The sequence below is a fragment of the Frigoribacterium sp. Leaf44 genome (assembly GCF_001421865.1).
Lineage (GTDB): Bacteria > Actinomycetota > Actinomycetes > Actinomycetales > Microbacteriaceae > Frigoribacterium.
Genome location: NZ_LMLG01000001.1, coordinates 271,220 through 287,934, shown reverse-complemented (window position 1 = coordinate 287,934; position 16,715 = coordinate 271,220). Strand labels below are relative to the sequence as shown.

Here is a 16,715-nt window from a genome sequence, read left to right as displayed (position 1 = left end):
CTCCGCCCGTCGGCCCGTCGGCCCGTCGGCCCGTCGGCGCATCGGCGCGTCGGCGCGTCGTCGACCGGTCGATCAGACGGTCGGGCCGGGGTGGTGGTGCTCGAAGACGAGACTGGTGCGGGTCGAAGCGACGGCCGGATGCGCCGAGAGGTGGTCGAGCACGAACTCGCGCACGTCGTTCGTGTCACGGACGGCCAGATGGATGATGAAGTCCTCGGACCCACCCAGGAAGAACAGCTGCACCACCTGCGGCAGGGCCCGGATCTCGGACGAGAAGGCGGCGATGCGCTGCCGGGCCGAGGCGAGGATCGTCACGCTGATCAGCGCCTGCAGGTCGAGCCCGAGTGCCGACAGGTCGATGTCGGCACCGAAACCGGCGACGACGCCGCGTTCGACGAGCGACCGGAGGCGCGCGAGACACGTCGACGGAGCGATCCCCACCTGCGCGGCCAGGGTGGCGTTCGGGGTGCGGCTGTTCGCGACCAGCAGGCGCACGAGCTGCCGGTCGATCTCGTCGAGCCGAACGTCGTTCGTCGCAACCATGCCTCGCCACACCTCTCGTCGTCGATCGTGCGGCGACAAGGGCCCCGCACAGAATCTCGTGCGGAAAGCTTGGCACGCATCGGCACGAAACAGCACACTGACCTCAGTTCGGCGAACAGAGGCGTGCACCGGCCGCCCGTCGTCGAGGCCACTCCCGAGAGGACGAACCATGCGCGTCGGCATCCCCACCGAGATCAAGAACAACGAGAACCGCGTCGCCGCGACTCCGGCCGGCGTACACGAGTTCTCCCGTCGCGGTCACGACGTGGTCGTGCAGGCGGGTGCCGGACGGGGGTCGGGGTTCTCCGACGCCGAGTTCGTCGCCGCGGGCGCGACGGTGGTGGACGACGCGGCCACCGTCTGGGGCGAGTCCGACCTGCTGATGAAGGTCAAGGAGCCGATCGCGGCCGAGTACCCGTTGATGCGGGCCGACCAGACCCTCTTCACCTACCTGCACCTCGCGGCGTCGCCCGAGTGCACCGAGGCCGTCCTCGCCTCCGGCACGACCGCGATCGCCTACGAGACGGTCCAGCGGGACGACCGCAGCCTGCCGCTGCTCTCGCCGATGAGCGAGGTCGCCGGCCGCCTGTCCACGATGGTCGGTGCCTACCACCTCATGAAGCCCATCGGCGGCACGGGCGTGCTGCTCGGTGGCGTCCCCGGCACCCCGAAGGCGAAGGTGGTCGTGATCGGCGGTGGCGTCGCCGGCGAGCACGCCGCCGCGAACGCCCTCGGCCTCGGCGCCGACGTGACCGTCATCGACGTGTCGCTGCCGCGCCTCCGTGCCCTCGAGGTGCAGTTCGGCGGCCGGGTGCAGACCCGCGCCTCGACGGCCTACGAGATCGGTGCCCAGGTCGCGGCGGCCGACCTGGTGATCGGCTCGGTGCTGATCCCCGGTGCCCAGGCCCCCAAGCTCGTCACCGACGACATGGTGGCGTCGATGCGTCCCGGGTCGGTGCTCGTCGACATCGCCATCGACCAGGGCGGCTGCTTCGAGGGCTCGCACGCGACCACGCACGACGACCCGACCTTCGCCGTCCACGACAGCGTCTACTACTGCGTCGCCAACATGCCCGGCGCCGTCCCCCAGACCTCGACCCAGGCCCTGACCAACGCGACCATGCCCTACGCGCTGGCCCTCGCCGACCGGGGGTGGCGTGACGCCATCGCGGCCGACGCGTCGCTGGCCCGGGGAGTCAACGCGGTCGCCGGGCGCATCACCAACGCCGGCGTCGCGACCGCGGCCGGCGTCGACCTGGCGGATGCCCGCACCCTCTGACCCGTCCGACGGTCCGACGGCGCCCGCCAGGACGCAGAGCGAAGCGGTCGGTCCGGCAAGCGAAGACCTCGATCCGAACCGGGTGGTCCGGTGGGATCGAACCCCTATGCTCTGGGCATGGCACGACGACCCACCCCACCACGGGAACGGCTGCTCGAGGCAGCGAGGACCGAGTTCGCCGCCCGCGGCCTCGCCGGGGCGCGCGTCGACACGATCGCCCGCGACGCCGAGGCGAGCAAAGAGCGCCTCTACGCCCACTTCTCGACCAAGCGCGACCTCTTCGACGCCGCGCTCGGCGAGAGCATCGGGCGCTGGGTCGCCGTCGTCCCCTTCGACGCCCACGACCTGCCCGGCTGGGCGAGCGCACTCTACGACCACCTGGCCTCGAACCCCGACGACGCCCGGCTGCTGCTCTGGGGTCAGATCGAGGGCGTCGCGCTGCCCAGCCCCGGCGTGCTCGACCACGGCCAGCTCGAGGCGCGCCGGGACTCGGTGCGCGCGGCGCAGGACGCCGGCGACATCTCGTCCGGCTGGGATGCCGACGAGTTGCTGACCATGGTCTTCGGCGTCGTGCTGGCCTGGTTCGTCACGCCCGAGGCCACCAACCTGCACACCGGCCCGCAACAGAGGCGTTGCGACGTCGTGCGACAGGCGGTGGCCCGGATCGTCGCCCCGGGCTGAGACCCCGCCCGGGTTCCGGGACGAGACCCGGTCGCGACCGGTCGGCACCGTCCGACCCGCCGGGAGTAGCGTCCCCGTGTGACCACGACCGAACCCACTCCCGCCCTCTCCCCCGACCTGCAGCGCGTCCTCGACAGCGTGCCCGACCCGGGCGGCGTCACGACGTCGGACGCGGTGTACGCGGCGACCGACGTCGATCTCGAGGGGTTCCTCGCGACGCCGGCCCGCGCCTCCTCGTCCGAGCTCGTGCCCGGCGTGCTCGTGCTGCACGACTGGTTCGGCGTCGTCGACCACGTCAAGGTGCGCGCGCAGATGCTCGCGCGGCTCGGCTACGTGGCGCTGGCCGGCGACGTCTACGGGCAGGGCGTGCGCCCGTCGCCGCAGGACGCCGCCGGCGAGGCGGGCAAGTACTACGGCGACGTCGCACTGTTCCGGTCGCGCCTGCTGGCGAACCTCGAGCGCCTCCGGGCCGAGCCCGGCGTCGACCCGTCCCGGATCGCCGTGATGGGCTACTGCTTCGGCGGCTCGGGAGCCCTCGAGCTGGCCCGCGCGGGTGCCGACGTCGCCGGCGTCGTGTCGTTCCACGGCGGTCTCGGTACCGGCATGCCCGCCGAGAAGGGTGCCGTGACGGCCCCGCTGCTCGTGATGACCGGCGCGGCCGACCCGGTGGTGCCCGACGAGGCGGTCGTCGCGTTCGAGGACGAGATGCGCGCCGCCGAGGCACCCGACTGGCAGGTGCTGAGCTACAGCGGTGTCCTGCACGCCTTCGCCGTGCCCGGCACCGACTCGCCCGACCACGGTGCGCAGTACGACGCCCGCGCGGACCGTCGCTCGTGGCAGCAGCTCGAGACGTTCCTGTCCGAGGTCTTCGCCTGACCGGTCACCCCGGCCGGGGTGTGCACTTCGCGACATCGACCGCCCGACACGCCGCTCCCCTCTCGAGGTGAGCGGCGTGTCGTCGTCCGGCTGTCGGGTTCGGCACGGTCGACGCGGCCGGAGAGGTCGCGAACGGCCTGGCAGGAGGCGCGGGTCGTCGACCCGAGGAGGCGCTGGTCGTGGATGCGAGCAGGCGCGGGTCGTGGACCCGAGGAGGCGCGGGTCGTGGACCCGAGGAGGCGCGGGTCGTCGACCCGAGGAGGCGCGGGTCGAGGGACCAGCGGAGCGCAGGTCCTAGAAGCCGGCCACTCGGGCCGTGCCGGCCCGGGCCAGGTCGCGCAGCTGGACGGCCGTCGCGACGGCGGCGTGGGCCGCCTCGGCGCCCTTGTCCTCTTTCGAGCCGGGCAGGCCGGCGCGGTCGAGGCCCTGCTGCTCGTCGTCCAGGGTGAGCACGCCGAACCCGACGGGCTTGCCCGTGTCGAGGGTCACCCGCAGCAGGCCCGAGGTCGCGGCGTCGGACACGTACTCGAAGTGCGGCGTCCCGCCGCGGATGATCACGCCGAGGGCGACGACCGCGTCGGCCCCGGCGTCGAGGGCGGCCTTGGCCACGACGGGCAGCTCGAAACTGCCCGGCACGCGGACGACCGTCGCGGTCGCGCCGAGGCGCTCGACCGTCGACAGTGCGCCGGCCAGCAGGCCGTCGGTGATCGTCTCGTGCCAGGTGCCGGCCACGATCGTGACACGGATTCCCGTGCCGTCGACGTCGAGGTCGGTGGGTGCGCCTTCTCCGCTCATGCGGGATCTCCTTCGGTGGTGCGGGTGATGGTGTCGGTGGTGGCGTCGGTGGTCGGTGCCTCCGGTGCCGAGACGGGTTCGTCGAGGTCGCGGTCGCCCAACCAGGTGACGAGATCGGCGATCGTCACGACCGGGACCCCCTCTCGGGCGCCGAAGTCGAGCAGGGCGCACAGGCGCATCATCTCGCCGTCGTCGCCCACGATCTCGCTGATCACGGCGACGGGTCGCAGTCCCGCGGCCTTCATCAGGTCGACGGAGGCCTCGGTGTGGCCGTCGCGCTCACGCACTCCGCCGTCGCGGGCCCGCAACGGCAGGACGTGCCCGGGGCGGTGGAGGTCGTCGCGCACGCTCGTCGGCGACGCGAGCGTGCGGAGGGTCGTCGCCCGGTCGGAAGCGCTGATGCCCGTCGTGACACCCGCGGCCGCGTCGACGCTCACCGTGTAGGCCGTGCCCCGGGCGTCCTCGTTGCGGGCGACCATCGGCGGCAGGTCGAGCCGGTCGGCGATCTCGTTCGTCATCGGTGCGCAGACGAAGCCCGACGAGACCCGCACCGTCCAGGCGATCCACTCGGGCGAGGCCAGCTCGGCGGCCAGGACGACGTCGCCCTCGTTCTCGCGGGACTCGTCGTCGACCACCACGACGGGTCGGCCCCGACGCAGGTGTTCGAGGGCGAGCTCGATCGGTGCGAGGCGCGAGTCGACCCGCGCCTCCTCGGCAGGTGTCGACCCGGTCACGGGCGCCCCGTCGCGGCGGGGTCGAACGGGTCCACCGCGTCGACCGGTGCGGTCGCGTCCCGGGGCCGATCGGCGTCGAGCGCGTCCAACCGGAGCATGCGGCGCACGTGGCGGGCGAGCACGTCGGTCTCGACGTTGACCCGGTCGCCGACGGCCTTGCCGCCGAGGGTCGTCACGGCGAGCGTCTCGGGGATGAGGCTGACCTCGAACCAGCCCGTCGCCTCGCCGGGGTCGCTGATCGCGCTGACCGTGAGGCTCACGCCGTCGAGCGTGACCGAGCCCTTGTCGACGAGCAGGGGCGCGAGGTCGTCGGCGAGGTCGAACCGGACCCGACGCCAGGCGTCGCCCTCCTCGATCTCGACGACCGTGGCCGTGCCGTCGACGTGGCCCTGCACGATGTGGCCGCCGAGGCGGTCGCCGACGCGGGCAGCGCGTTCGAGGTTGACCGGCGTGCCGGGGCCGAACGCCCCGACCGTGCTCATGGCCAGCGTCTGACGCATGACGTCGGCCGTGAACGTGTCACCCTGCCGCGCGACCACCGTGAGGCAGACGCCGCTGACCGAGATGGAGTCGCCGTGCGCGGCGTCGGTGAGCACGGCCGGGCCTTGGACCGTGAGGCGGACGCTGTCGCCCTGGTCGTCGACGCGCGCGACGCGTCCGAGTTCTTCGACGAGACCGGTGAACATCAGCGCACCGCCGTGCTCGTCGCGTCGACGGGTCGACGCGTCCGTGCGTCGGTCCCGTGGGGCGTGGTGGCCTGCGTCGTCATGTCGTCCTCCGGTCTGCCTGGCTGTGTGCCGAGGGCTCTCCGGGGGTGCGCGACGCGAGGGTCCGCATCGGCCAGGGGTCCGCGGACGGACGACCGGGCCCGCGCCACCTCTCATCCGGACTATGACCGTCGGTACCGGAGTTTCACCGGTTCAACCGGGCCCTCACCTCTTCGGTGACGACACGGGTCGCGGACTGTGACCGCCGGCTCAGATTTTCACTGACCCCGGAGCGCGTTGCTCTGTCGGTGACGATAGCACCGCCGCCTCGTGCCGCCCCGACGTGTTCGGCCAGGGCGTAGCCGGGCGCAACACGGGCGGCCCGGGCTCAGCCGACCACGAGCCCGAGGTGAGCCGCCATCGTCGGGGCGAAGGTCGCCAGCTGCAGCTCGTCGATGGTCGCGCCGCGAAGCCCTTCGAAACCGTCGATGCGCGAGAAGTCGCTCGTGCGCAGGTCGGTGTGCGACAAGGAGGCGCGGGTCACGTCGAGCGTGCCGATGCGGCAGTCGACCAGCGCGACCCGCAGGGCTTGCACGCCCCCGAGGTCGAGTTCGCCGATCGTGCCCCCCTCGATCACGACGTCGGTGAGCCGTGCCCCGCGCAGGTTGAGGAAGTCGATCTTGCCGCCGACCAGGCGCACCGACCGCAGCTCGGCGTCGAACAGCTCGGCCGACCCCCACCGGGGCCGCTCGACGCGGACGTCACGCCAGGTGCTGCGCGCGGCGGCCAGCTCGGGGGCGAACGAGTCGGCCAGCACCGACTCGACCAGGCGCGCACCGCGCAGTCGGGCCGACCCGAGCCGGGGCGCCTCGAAGACGCACTCGGTGAACTCGGCCCCCTCGAGGTCGCGGTCGGTCAGGTCGGCGTCGACGTAGCGCTCGAGCTCACGGCTGTCGCGCGGTCCCAGCAGGTCGGTGCCGAGGTCGACGAGTCCCTGTGGATCGACGGGATCGAGCCGCGGGGCGTCGGTGCCGCCCGGGGTCGCGGGGCGGGACGGCGTGGGGCGGCGCGGCGGGGTCATGCGACGAGGCTAGCGGCGACGTCCGACCCGACCCGCGCCTCCTCGGGTCGGCCGCCCGCCACCCGTGGTCAGCACTCGATGACGTTGACGGCGAGCCCGGCGCGACTGGTCTCTTTGTAGCTGTCCTTCATGTCGCGACCGGTCTGACGCATGGTCTCGATGACGGTGTCGAGGCTGACGACGTGGCTGCCGTCGCCGAGCAGGGCCATGCGCGTCGCGGCGACGGCCGTGCCCGCAGCGATGGCGTTGCGCTCGATGCAGGGCACCTGGACGAAACCGCCCACGGGGTCGCAGGTGAGACCGAGGTGGTGCTCCATCGCGATCTCGGCGGCGTTCTCGACCTGGCGGGGCGTTCCGCCGAGGAGCGCGGTCAACGCCCCCGCGGCCATCGACGCGGCCGAGCCGACCTCGCCCTGGCAGCCGGCCTCGGCCCCCGAGATCGAGGCGTTGCGCTTGTAGAGCGAACCGATCGCGGCGGCCGTCAGCAGGTAGGTGCGGGCCAGCTCGTCGGCTGTGGCGCCGTGGAAGCGCATCGCGTAGTAGCCCACGGCCGGGATGATGCCGGCAGCCCCGTTGGTCGGTGCCGTGACCACGCGGCCGCCGCCCGCGTTCTCTTCGTTGACGGCCATCGCGTAGGCCTGCAGCCACTGGGCCGGCAGGTCGGAGGCCAGCAGCGAGGAGGCGCGGCCCTGGTCGATCGCGGAGCCGCCGAGTGCGAAGGCGGTCACCCGCTCGTCCTGCTGGCGCAGCATGGTCGCGAACTGGCGGGCACGCCGCGGCACCTTCATCCAGCCCGGCAGGACGCCCGTGGCCTCGAGACCGGCGTCGACGCAGGCCCGCATCGCGGCCCAGCGCGAGTCGAGGCCCGCCGCGGCGTCGGCCTCGCCGTGCAGCGCGACCTCGTTGCGCCAGGCGAGCTCGGCGATCGACACGCCCTCGGCGTCGCAGAGGCGCAGCAGGTCGTCGGCGTCGGCGAAGGCGAACGGCGCCTCGGCGGTGGGCACGGCCTGCTCATCGTCGCCGTCGCGCACGACGAAGCCGCCGCCGACCGAGAAGTAGACCTCGCGCGCGAGGCTCACGCCGTCGACGTCGAGGGCCTCGACGCTCATCGCGTTGGGGTGCCGCGGCATGCGGGTCAGCGGCGCCATCCGCAGGTCGTTGGGGGCGAAGGCGATCTGGTGTCGCCCGAGCAACCGCAGGCCGCCGCCCTGCTCGACCGCCTGCTGCATGCCCGAGACGACCGCGGGGTCGCAGGTCTCCGGCTGCATGCCCGCGAGGCCGGCGAGGACGGCCGAGGGCGTGCCGTGGCCGAGGCCGGTCGCGGCGAGCGAGCCGTAGAGCACGGCCTCGACCCGGGCCACGTCGGCCAACCGGCCGTCGGCCTCGACGCCGAGGAGGAACTCGCGGGCGGCACGCATGGGGCCGACGGTGTGCGAGCTCGACGGGCCGATGCCGATCGAGAAGAGATCGAGGGCCGAGACGTGATCGGTCACGTGCCACCTGCCTTCCGGGGTCACGACGACGTTACCCGCTGCCGCCGACGGCAGGGCCCCGGGCACCGAGGAGGCACGGGTCGCCTCAGTCGGGACGCCCCACCTCGCGGGCCCGCTCGGCCATCGCGCCCGACATGCCCTCGAGGAACCGCCGGACGGTCTCGAGCTCGGCCTCGTCGAAGTCGGCCATGACCCGGTCGCTCATCGCGCCGAGCGGCCCGAAGAACGCCCCCGCGACCTCGCGGGCGCGATCGGAGTAGCGGACGAGCACCCGGCGTCGGTCGGCGTCGTCCCGGCTCCGCTGCACGTGCCCGACCTTCTCGAGGCGGTCGATGACCCCCGTGGCCGCCCCCGAGGTGACGCCCAGCAGCTCGCCGAGCCCGCCGGCGGTCACGGGGTCGCCGTCGCGCTCGGCCTGCATGACGTGCAGCAGCGCCTCGAGGTCGATGTGGCCGAGTCCGTGCCGAGTGGCGAAGGCCTGGGCGACCTTCTGCGACTCGGTGGTCAACCGTTGCATGTGGGTGACGATCTCGTCGGCCTGCGGCGAGCGCGGCGGACGGGTCGACGGCGCCGTGGGGGCCGGGTCTGTCGGGGTGGGCATGGAACCTCCTGCGTGACGAGTCTGGTCGATGCTCCTGTGATCTGCAATACTCTTAGCAACTAAGACATTCAGCTACTGAAGGATCATCATGCGCACCCTCGCCCGCATCGTCAGCGGCCACCGCACCGCCTGGGCCGTGCTCGCCGCGACGGCCGTCGCCGTCGCCCTGCTCTTCGCCGTCCTGCCGACGAGCGAGGGCGACGCCGCCCCACCGTCGGGCGTGCCCGACACGAGCCAGTCGGCCGAGGTGACCGAGATCCTCGCGTCGTTCCCGAGCGCCGAGACGACGGTGGGCATCCTGGTCTTCAGCCACGGGGGCGACCGACTCGACGCCGGCGACCTCGCCGCGGTCGACGCCCGGGCCGCGTCCCTCGCCGAGCTCTCGACGACCCCGCAGGCCGTCAGGCCGCAGATCAGCGACGACGGCACCGCGGCGATCGTCGCCGTCCCGCTCGACGCCGCGACGGCGGACGCCGACGTCGCGGGCACGGCCACGAGCCTGCGTGACGCGGCCTCGACCGACCTGCCCGCCGGACTGGACGCCCTGCTCACCGGTCCGATCGGGTTCCAGGACGACATCGCGAACGCCTTCGCCGGGGCGGACGTCCGGCTCCTGCTGGTCACGGTGATCGTCGTGGCCGTCCTGCTGATCGTCACCTATCGCAGCCCGGTGCTCTGGATCGTGCCGCTGGCCGTCGTCGGTGCCGCCGACGCCCTGGCCGGCCGGGTCGCGGCCGCCGTCGCCGAACCGCTGGGCATCCCGCTCGACGCCTCGATCTCGGGCATCCTCTCGGTCCTCGTCTTCGGCGCGGGCACCAACTACGCCCTGCTGCTCGTCGCGCGCTACCGCGAAGAGCTCCTCCGCCAGCCCGACCGTCACCGCGCCATGCGCACGGCCGTGACGAGCGCCGGCCCCGCCATCGCGGCGAGCGGTGGCACGGTCGCGCTGAGCCTCCTGACCCTGCTGCTCGCGTCGCTCACGGGCAACCGGGCCCTCGGTCTCGCCTGCGCGGTCGGCGTCGTCGTCGCGATCGTCTTCGCCCTCGTGACGCTGCCCGCGGCACTGGTGGTCTGCGGTCGCGGACTGTTCTGGCCCTTCGTGCCCCGCGCCTCCTCGTCCGACGCGACCGACGCGACCGACGCGACCGACGCGACCCGCAGGGACGACCGGACCGCGGGAGGCGCGGCGCACCACGCGGCACCGCGACGCGGCTTCTGGGACCGTCTCGGGCGCGGCGTCCGACGCCGTCCGGCCGTCGTGGCCGTCGCGTCCGTCGCGGGCATCGGCGTCCTCTGCCTCGGGCTGAGCGGCTACGCCGTCGGCCTCTCGCAGACCGACCAGCTGCTCGGCGACCCCGATTCGGTCACCGCGCAACGGGTGATCGACGAGTCGTTCTCGGCGGGGCTGACCAGCCGCACCACCGTGGTCGTCCCGTCGACGGTCGCCGACGAGGCCACCGCGCTCGCGTCCGGCACGGACGGCGTCGACACGGCGACGACCGGCGAGACCGAGGGCGGACTGACCCGCGTCGACCTGCAGCTCACCGCCGAGCCCGAGAGCGACGCCGCCTTCGACACCGTCGAGCGCCTGCGGTCCGGGTACGCCGACGCCGGCGGCCGCCTCGCCGACGCGCTCGTCGGCGGCAGCGACGCCACCGCCTACGACACGAAGGTCGCGGCGCAGGCCGACATCGACCTGATCGCACCGATCATCCTGGCGATCGTGTTCGCCGTCCTGGCCCTGCTGCTGCGCTCGCTCGTGGCCCCCGTGCTGCTGATCGCCTCGGTGCTGGCCACGTTCTTCGCGAGCCTGGGGGCCTCGACCTGGTTGTTCCAGAACGTGCTGGGGTTCCCCGCGCTCGACACGGCCGTGACGCTCTACGCGTTCCTGTTCCTCGTCGCGCTCGGGGTGGACTACAACATCTTCCTCACCACCCGGGCCCGCGAGGAGGGCCTCGTGCACGGCACCCGCGAGGGCATGGTGCGGGCCCTGGCCTCGACCGGTGCCGTCATCACGAGCGCGGGCATCCTGCTGGCCGCCGTGTTCGCCGTGCTGGGCGTGCTGCCGGTCGTCGCCCTGACCCAGGTCGGCGTGATCGTCTGCCTGGGCGTGCTGCTCGACACCCTGGTGGTGCGCACCGTGCTCGTGCCCGCGCTCGTCTTCCTCACCGGTGACGCCTTCTGGTGGCCGAGCCGGCGCGCGTCACGTCAGCCGCATGCCGCCCAGAGCCCGACCCGCGAGGCCTCGGCCGACGCCTCGGCGGCGACGAACCGGTCACGGTAGCGGTACGCGTCGTCGTAGGTGTCCTCGCGCCCGTAGCCCTCGGCGACCAGTCGCTCGTTGAGCATCGTGCCGTCCGGCGACCAGACGTAGCGCAGCAACCGGTCGTAGCGGTCGGAGTCACCCTGCGAGGCGTCGTCCTCGAGCCAGACCGTCGCTCCCTCGGGCAGGGTGGCCGTCGTGAAGGCGCTGGCCTCGGGGCCGAAGCAGTCGATCGGCGCGTCGGGTTTCACGGTCTCGGGGGTGTCGACGCCGATCAGGCGGACGCGCTCGCGCTCCCCCGAGACGGTGACGACCACCGTGTCGCCGTCGACGACGCGCTCGACGACGGCCTCGGCCGCCGCGGCCGGGACGCTCGTGGGCACGGGAACCGCACCCGCGCCTCCCGGGTCGACGCCCGCCGACCCGTCGCCGAGGAGGCGCGGGAACGCCACGAGGACGGCCCCCGCCACCAGCACCACGACGAGGCCGAGCAGGCGACGCGGCGTGAGGCGACGCCGCGACCGGCGACGCGCGCTCACTCGGCGAGCCGGGTGCCGCGGAGCTCGGGCAGCATCGTGGCGGCGACGGCCCCCACGACGAAGACCGCGCCGAAGACGACGAAGAGGGTGGGTGGGCCGCCGAGGGCGATCAGCGGCGGCACCGACAGCGGGGCGGCGATCGAGGCGATGCGTCCGACGCCGGCGGCCCACCCCGCTCCCGTGCCCCGCAGCGGGGTCGGGTAGAGCTCGGGCGTCACGGCGTAGAGCGCTCCCCACGCGCCGAGGTTGAAGAACGACAGCGCCATGCCCGCGACGAGGATCTGCGCGACGCTGCCGCTGACGGCGCCGAAGCCGAAGAACACGGCCGCGACGGCCGACCCGAGCAGGAAGGTCGCGAGCGTCCCCCGGCGCCCCCACTTCTCGATCAGCCAGGCCGAGGCCGCGTAGCCCGGCAGCTGGGCCAGCGTGATGATCAGCACGTACTCGAACGAGCGCACGAGCGGGAAACCGGCCGCGACGAGCAACGACGGCAGCCAGACGAAGGCGCCGTAGTACGAGAAGTTCGTCATGAACCAGACCACCCAGATCGCGACCGTGCGGCGCGCCATGCCGGCACCGAACAACCGACCGACGGAGGCGCGGGCCGGCTTCTCGACGACCCGCGCCTCCTCGGCGGCGACGGTCGGGGCGGGGACGGTCGGGGCGGAGACGGTCGGGGCGGGGACGCCGGCGGCCTCCTCGAAGCCGCGGACGGTGCGCTCGGCCTCGTCGTGACGCCCCCTCGACTCGAGGAAACGCACCGACTCGGGCATCTTCAGGCGCACGAACACCGCGTAGAGCGCGGGGGCCGCGCCGATCAGCAGCGCCCAGCGCCAGCCGTCGTCGCTCGTCGGGATCACGAGGTAGCCGACGAGGGCGGCCGCGATCGAGCCCACGGCCCAGAACGCCTCGAGCAGCACGACCACGCGACCGCGGATGCGCCGGGGCGAGAACTCGCTGACGAGGGTCGACGCGACCGGCAGCTCGGAGCCCAGGCCGAGGCCGACGACGAAGCGCAGGACGAGCAGCACGCCGACCGACCACGACAGGGCCGAGAGGCCGGTGGCGAGCCCGTACAGCAGCAGGGTCAGGGCGAAGACGGTCTTCCGGCCCAAGCGGTCGGCCAGCGAGCCACCGACGGCCGCGCCGATCGCCATGCCGGCGAACCCGGCCGAGGCGACCCAGGCCAGTTGGCCGGCCTGGTCGCTCCAGACGGTCATGAGCTGGGCGATGACGAACGAGAGCAGGCCGACGTCGAGCGCGTCCAGGGCCCAGCCGATGCCCGAGCCGGCGAGCAGACGACGGTGCTTCGAGGTGAACGGCAGCTCGTCGAGACGCTCGCTGCGCGTCGGGACGGCCGGGGTCGAGGTCGAGGTCGAGGTGGGGACGGGGGTCATCGGGGCCTGTCGTCTCTGCGTGTCGTCGGGGTCGGGTGGGTGCGGGGTCGGGCGGTGGTCGGGGTCGGGTGGGTGCGGGGCGGGCCCGGGCACCTGGCCGAGGCGGATCGGGCCACTGGGCAGTGTAGGAGCCGTGAACATGGTCGCCGCTACAGACACCGGGGCCCGGGCACCGTAGCCTCGGGCGGATCGGATCATCGCGGTCCGCGACGGAGGCACCACCATGGCAGAGAAATCAGCGAAGAAGACCACCGCGAAGGTCGCCGTGCGCTCCTTGAAGGAGAAGCGCGCCGACAAGAAGGCCAAGGGAGCGACGGGTAGCCACTCGGAGGACATCGTCTCCAACGCCAAGAAGCGCTGACGCACGACGTCCCCGAGGGGGCGCCGACCTCCGTACCGGGTGACCGGTCGCGAGGCGGCGCCCCTTCGCCGTCCCCGGCCCACGACGACGCCCACGACGACGCCTCGGGCCGATCCGGGTGTGACACGAGATCAACAACTGAAATAACCTCGACCTCGTGGCCCGAGATCAGGCGTGGGCTCGGAGGGACGAGAATGGTCGACAGGCGGATCAGGACGTGGGCGGCGGCGACGGTGACGGTCGTCATGGCCGGTGCCCTGGCACTCGGAGGCGCGACGAGCGCCTCCGCCGCCGGGCCGGGGACGGTCGGCTGGGCCGACTTCACCGTGGACGGGACGGCCCGTGCCTACACCGGCACGATGACGCTGCCCGGGGACTTCCCGCAGGCGACGTTCACGTCGACCTCCCGCCAGGCGACGATCCCCAGCGGGTCGAGCACCTGGCAGGGGACGGGCACACCGGTCGGCGCCGAATACGACTCGAGCCGCGGTCGCCCGTACCTCAACCTCCGTCCCGCCGAGGACTCGCCGAACACGGCCGCCGCCTCGGTCACGACCTACACCTTCGACCGGGCCACCCCCGCGAGCGACTGGTCGTTCGTGCTGGGCGACGTCGACGCCGACCAGGTGACCGTGTCGGCCACCGACGCCGCCGGTGCAGCCGTGCCCGCGAGCGCCCTCGGGTTCCGGAGCACCTACAACTACTGCCGCACCGCCGGTGCACCGTTGCCGTCGTGCGACGCCGCGGCGTTGCGTGACGTGCCCTCGTGGAACGCCACCACGGGCGTCCTGACCGGCAACGCGACCGCGGCCGACACCGAGGGTGCCGCCGCCTGGTTCAGCCCGACCGTGCCGCTCTCGACGCTGACCTTCACGTACCAACAGCGTTCCGGATTCCCCGTCTACCAGACCTGGTTCGTGACCAAGACGTTCACGGCGAGCGGCGCCGTGACGAACGACGGCACGGCCTACCCCGGAGCGGTCGTGACGGTGGTCGACCCGGCGACCGGCGAGGTCGTCGGGACCACCACGACGGTCGGCCCCGACGGCACCTGGTCGGTCCCCGGTCTCGTCTCGGGCACGCCCTACGAGGTCGACGTCACGACGCCCGACGGTGCCACCGACCTGCCCGCCCGCCCCGTCACCGTGGCCGGAGACGACTCGCCAGGACTCGACTTCGCCTTCACGGGCGCCGTGGCCCCGGCCGACACCGCACCCCTCACGGTCACGGTCGTGCAGGCCGACGGCACGCCCGTCGCCGACCGTCCGGTGAGCATCGTCGTGCCCGGCCAGATCGACCCGGTCGCGTCCGGGACGACCGGCGCCGACGGCTCGATCACCTTCGAAGGTCTCGACCCGGCGGCCGAGTACAACGTGGTCGACGAGGTCACGGGCATCGCCCGGGGTCCGGTCACCACGGCCTCCGGTGCCTCGATCACGCTCGACCCGACCGTCGAGGTCACGACGAGCATCGTGAACCCCGACGGGTCGGCGCCCGCGACCGGGTCGACCGTCGACATCGTGCCGGTCGGCGAGACCACGCCGGTGGCGAGCGTCGAGACCGGCGCGGGCGGCTCGTTCACGGCCGGCGGCCTGACCCCTGGTGAGCAGTACGAGGTGATCCTGAACGAGGACGTCGACTCGGCCGTCACGATCACCGCACCCGCGACGAGCGGGACCATCCCGCCGGTGCAGATCGCCGCGCCCGACACGGTCACCGTCGAGGGCACCGTGGTGAACGCCGACGGCACCCCCGCCGCGGGCCTCGAGCTGTCGCTGATCGAGGCGGACGCCACCGACCCCGAGCCCGTCGCCACCCCGACCACCGACGCCGCGGGCGTCTACCGGGCCGACGACCTCGTCCCCGGCACGACCTACGACGTCGTGGCCGACGGCGAGGCCATCGGGTCGTTCACGGCACCGTTCGCCGACGGCACCGTCCCGACCATCACCCTCGCCGCGCCTCCCGTGGTGACTCCGGTGCCCGACTCCGCGCCGAGCCCCGACCCCACCGTGTCGCCGGCACCCGTCGTGCCCGCGGCCGGTGGGTCCTGCACCGGCGGATCGGGCACCGGCGGCTCGGGCCGACCTCTCGCCTACACGGGCAGCGAACCCGGCCTGCCGCTCGGCCTCGGCGCCGCCGCACTGGCCCTGGGCCTCGCCCTCGTCACCGGCTCGGCCGTCGTCCGGCGCCGGGTGGAGCGCCGCTGACGGCCGTGAGCGCCGGGTCCTGAACCCGGCAGACCGAGGAGGCGCGGTGTCCGGTCGACGGGCACCGCGCCTCCTGCGGTTCCGTCCGGCCGCGCACCGGGCCTGTGCCGTCGCCGGGGGCGAGGGAGTTGGCTCGGGACCATGAAGAACACCACACTCGGCCAGGTCGACGGCGGACTCGACGTCGGCCGCCTCGGCCTCGGCCTCATGGGCATGTCCGCCTTCTACACCGGCAACAGCACCGACGACGACGAGTCGGTGCGTGTCATCCACCGGGCGCTCGACGTCGGCGTCACCCTGCTCGACACCGCCGACATGTACGGCCCCCACACGAACGAGCAGTTGCTCGGCCGCGCTCTCAAGGGCCGCCGCGACCAGGCCGTGGTCGCGACGAAGTTCGGCAACGTCACCGACCCCGAGGCCCGCGCCGAACGCACGGTCGACGGTCGTCCCGAGTACGTCCGCCGGTCGGTCGACGGATCGCTGCAGCGCCTCGGCATCGACCACATCGACCTCTACTACCAGCACCGCGTCGACCCCCGGGTGCCCATCGAGGAGACCGTGGGCGCCATGGGCGAACTCGTCACGGCCGGCAAGGTGAGGTTCCTCGGGCTGTCCGAGGCCGCACCCGAGACGATCCGCCGCGCCCACGCGACGCACCCGATCACCGCCCTGCAGACCGAGTGGTCGCTGTGGAGTCGCGAGCCCGAGGCCGAGATCCTGCCGACCGTCCGCGAACTCGGCATCGGCTTCGTGCCCTACTCGCCGCTCGGTCGTGGGTTCCTCACGGGCACCATCCGCTCGGTCGACGAGCTCGCCGAGGACGACTTTCGCCGCTTCGCACCCCGCTTCTCGGGCGACAACCTGCAGGCCAACATCCGCATCGTGCAGCAGGTCGACGAGGTCGCCCGGGCCGTCGGAGCCACACCCGGTCAGGTCGCGCTCGCCTGGCTGCTCGCCAAGGGCGAGGGCATCGTGCCGATCCCGGGCACGAAGCGCCGCGCCTACCTCGACGAGAACGTCGCGGCCGACGACGTCGTGCTCGACGCCGAGCAGATGCACCAGCTCGACGACGTGGCCGCGCCGAAGGGTGCCCGCTACGCCGACATGTCGACGGTCGACGAGTAGGCCACCGGCACCACACCGTCGGCTCGG

15 protein-coding genes, 1 pseudogene and 1 riboswitch are annotated in these 16,715 nt (G+C 73.3%); of the genes and pseudogenes, 7 read left to right on the top strand and 9 right to left on the bottom strand.

Annotated features, from left to right (window positions below; translation table 11 throughout):
- Nucleotides 1-72: 72 nt before the first annotated feature.
- Nucleotides 73-543, bottom strand: coding sequence for an Lrp/AsnC family transcriptional regulator (locus ASE87_RS01390; protein WP_043593020.1), 471 nt, complete (start codon nucleotides 541-543; stop codon nucleotides 73-75).
- Between the two features lie 169 nt (nucleotides 544-712).
- Between ASE87_RS01390 and ald the strand changes: the two genes are divergently transcribed.
- From ald to ASE87_RS01375, 3 genes are all read left to right on the top strand, one after another.
- Nucleotides 713-1,822 (top strand): alanine dehydrogenase, encoded by a 1,110-nt coding sequence (ald, locus tag ASE87_RS01385; protein ID WP_056225371.1) that lies wholly within the window; start codon nucleotides 713-715, stop codon nucleotides 1,820-1,822.
- Between the two features lie 117 nt (nucleotides 1,823-1,939).
- The gene (locus ASE87_RS01380) at nucleotides 1,940-2,503 is read left to right on the top strand and encodes a TetR family transcriptional regulator (protein ID WP_056225368.1); all 564 of its coding nucleotides are present in this window, start codon (nucleotides 1,940-1,942) and stop codon (nucleotides 2,501-2,503) included.
- Between the two features lie 78 nt (nucleotides 2,504-2,581).
- Nucleotides 2,582-3,379, top strand: a complete 798-nt coding sequence (locus ASE87_RS01375) for a dienelactone hydrolase family protein (protein ID WP_043593025.1) — start codon at nucleotides 2,582-2,584, stop codon at nucleotides 3,377-3,379.
- A gap of 294 nt (nucleotides 3,380-3,673) precedes the next feature.
- Here the strand turns inward: ASE87_RS01375 and ribH are convergent, their stop codons facing one another.
- The 6 genes and pseudogenes from ribH to ASE87_RS01345 form a co-directional block, all read right to left on the bottom strand.
- Nucleotides 3,674-4,174, bottom strand: coding sequence for a 6,7-dimethyl-8-ribityllumazine synthase (gene ribH, locus ASE87_RS01370; RefSeq protein ID WP_056225366.1), 501 nt, complete (start codon nucleotides 4,172-4,174; stop codon nucleotides 3,674-3,676).
- 8 nt (nucleotides 4,175-4,182) lie between these two features.
- Nucleotides 4,183-4,854 (bottom strand): annotated as a pseudogene (ribB, locus tag ASE87_RS01365) (3,4-dihydroxy-2-butanone-4-phosphate synthase); the annotation flags it as partial.
- Between the two features lie 50 nt (nucleotides 4,855-4,904).
- On the bottom strand, nucleotides 4,905-5,594 hold the full coding sequence (locus ASE87_RS01360; RefSeq protein ID WP_056225362.1) for a riboflavin synthase: 690 nt from the start codon (nucleotides 5,592-5,594) through the stop codon (nucleotides 4,905-4,907).
- A gap of 182 nt (nucleotides 5,595-5,776) precedes the next feature.
- Nucleotides 5,777-5,913: riboswitch (FMN riboswitch) on the bottom strand.
- Nucleotides 5,914-6,003: 90 nt separating this feature from the next.
- On the bottom strand, nucleotides 6,004-6,696 hold the full coding sequence (locus ASE87_RS01355; RefSeq protein ID WP_056225359.1) for a pentapeptide repeat-containing protein: 693 nt from the start codon (nucleotides 6,694-6,696) through the stop codon (nucleotides 6,004-6,006).
- A gap of 68 nt (nucleotides 6,697-6,764) precedes the next feature.
- Nucleotides 6,765-8,189 carry an L-serine ammonia-lyase gene (locus ASE87_RS01350; protein WP_056225356.1) on the bottom strand — a complete coding sequence of 475 codons (1,425 nt, stop codon included), beginning with the start codon at nucleotides 8,187-8,189 and terminating at the stop codon, nucleotides 6,765-6,767.
- 85 nt (nucleotides 8,190-8,274) lie between these two features.
- Entirely contained in the window at nucleotides 8,275-8,790 is a 516-nt protein-coding gene (locus tag ASE87_RS01345) for a MarR family winged helix-turn-helix transcriptional regulator (RefSeq protein WP_052505075.1), read from the bottom strand.
- Between the two features lie 88 nt (nucleotides 8,791-8,878).
- Between ASE87_RS01345 and ASE87_RS01340 the strand changes: the two genes are divergently transcribed.
- The gene (locus tag ASE87_RS01340) at nucleotides 8,879-11,074 is read left to right on the top strand and encodes an MMPL family transporter (protein ID WP_056225353.1); all 2,196 of its coding nucleotides are present in this window, start codon (nucleotides 8,879-8,881) and stop codon (nucleotides 11,072-11,074) included.
- Here the strand turns inward: ASE87_RS01340 and ASE87_RS01335 are convergent.
- On the bottom strand, nucleotides 10,999-11,592 hold the full coding sequence (locus tag ASE87_RS01335; protein ID WP_056225350.1) for a thermonuclease family protein: 594 nt from the start codon (nucleotides 11,590-11,592) through the stop codon (nucleotides 10,999-11,001). The two genes, ASE87_RS01340 and ASE87_RS01335, sit on opposite strands and share 76 nt — an antisense overlap.
- The gene (locus ASE87_RS01330) at nucleotides 11,589-12,989 is read right to left on the bottom strand and encodes an MFS transporter (protein ID WP_056225347.1); all 1,401 of its coding nucleotides are present in this window, start codon (nucleotides 12,987-12,989) and stop codon (nucleotides 11,589-11,591) included. The genes ASE87_RS01335 and ASE87_RS01330 overlap by 4 nt, the downstream gene beginning before the upstream one ends.
- Before the next feature lie 223 nt (nucleotides 12,990-13,212).
- Here ASE87_RS01330 and ASE87_RS16435 point away from each other — a divergent pair, with 223 nt between their 5' ends.
- The 3 genes from ASE87_RS16435 to ASE87_RS01320 all read left to right on the top strand — a co-directional run bounded on the left by ASE87_RS16435 (nucleotide 13,213) and on the right by ASE87_RS01320 (nucleotide 16,688).
- Nucleotides 13,213-13,350, top strand: coding sequence for a hypothetical protein (locus tag ASE87_RS16435; RefSeq protein WP_171007362.1), 138 nt, complete (start codon nucleotides 13,213-13,215; stop codon nucleotides 13,348-13,350).
- Between the two features lie 194 nt (nucleotides 13,351-13,544).
- Nucleotides 13,545-15,560, top strand: coding sequence for a hypothetical protein (locus ASE87_RS01325; protein WP_157489626.1), 2,016 nt, complete (start codon nucleotides 13,545-13,547; stop codon nucleotides 15,558-15,560).
- A 141-nt stretch (nucleotides 15,561-15,701) separates the two neighbouring features.
- Nucleotides 15,702-16,688, top strand: a complete 987-nt coding sequence (locus tag ASE87_RS01320) for an aldo/keto reductase (RefSeq protein WP_043593039.1) — start codon at nucleotides 15,702-15,704, stop codon at nucleotides 16,686-16,688.
- Nucleotides 16,689-16,715: the final 27 nt, after the last annotated feature.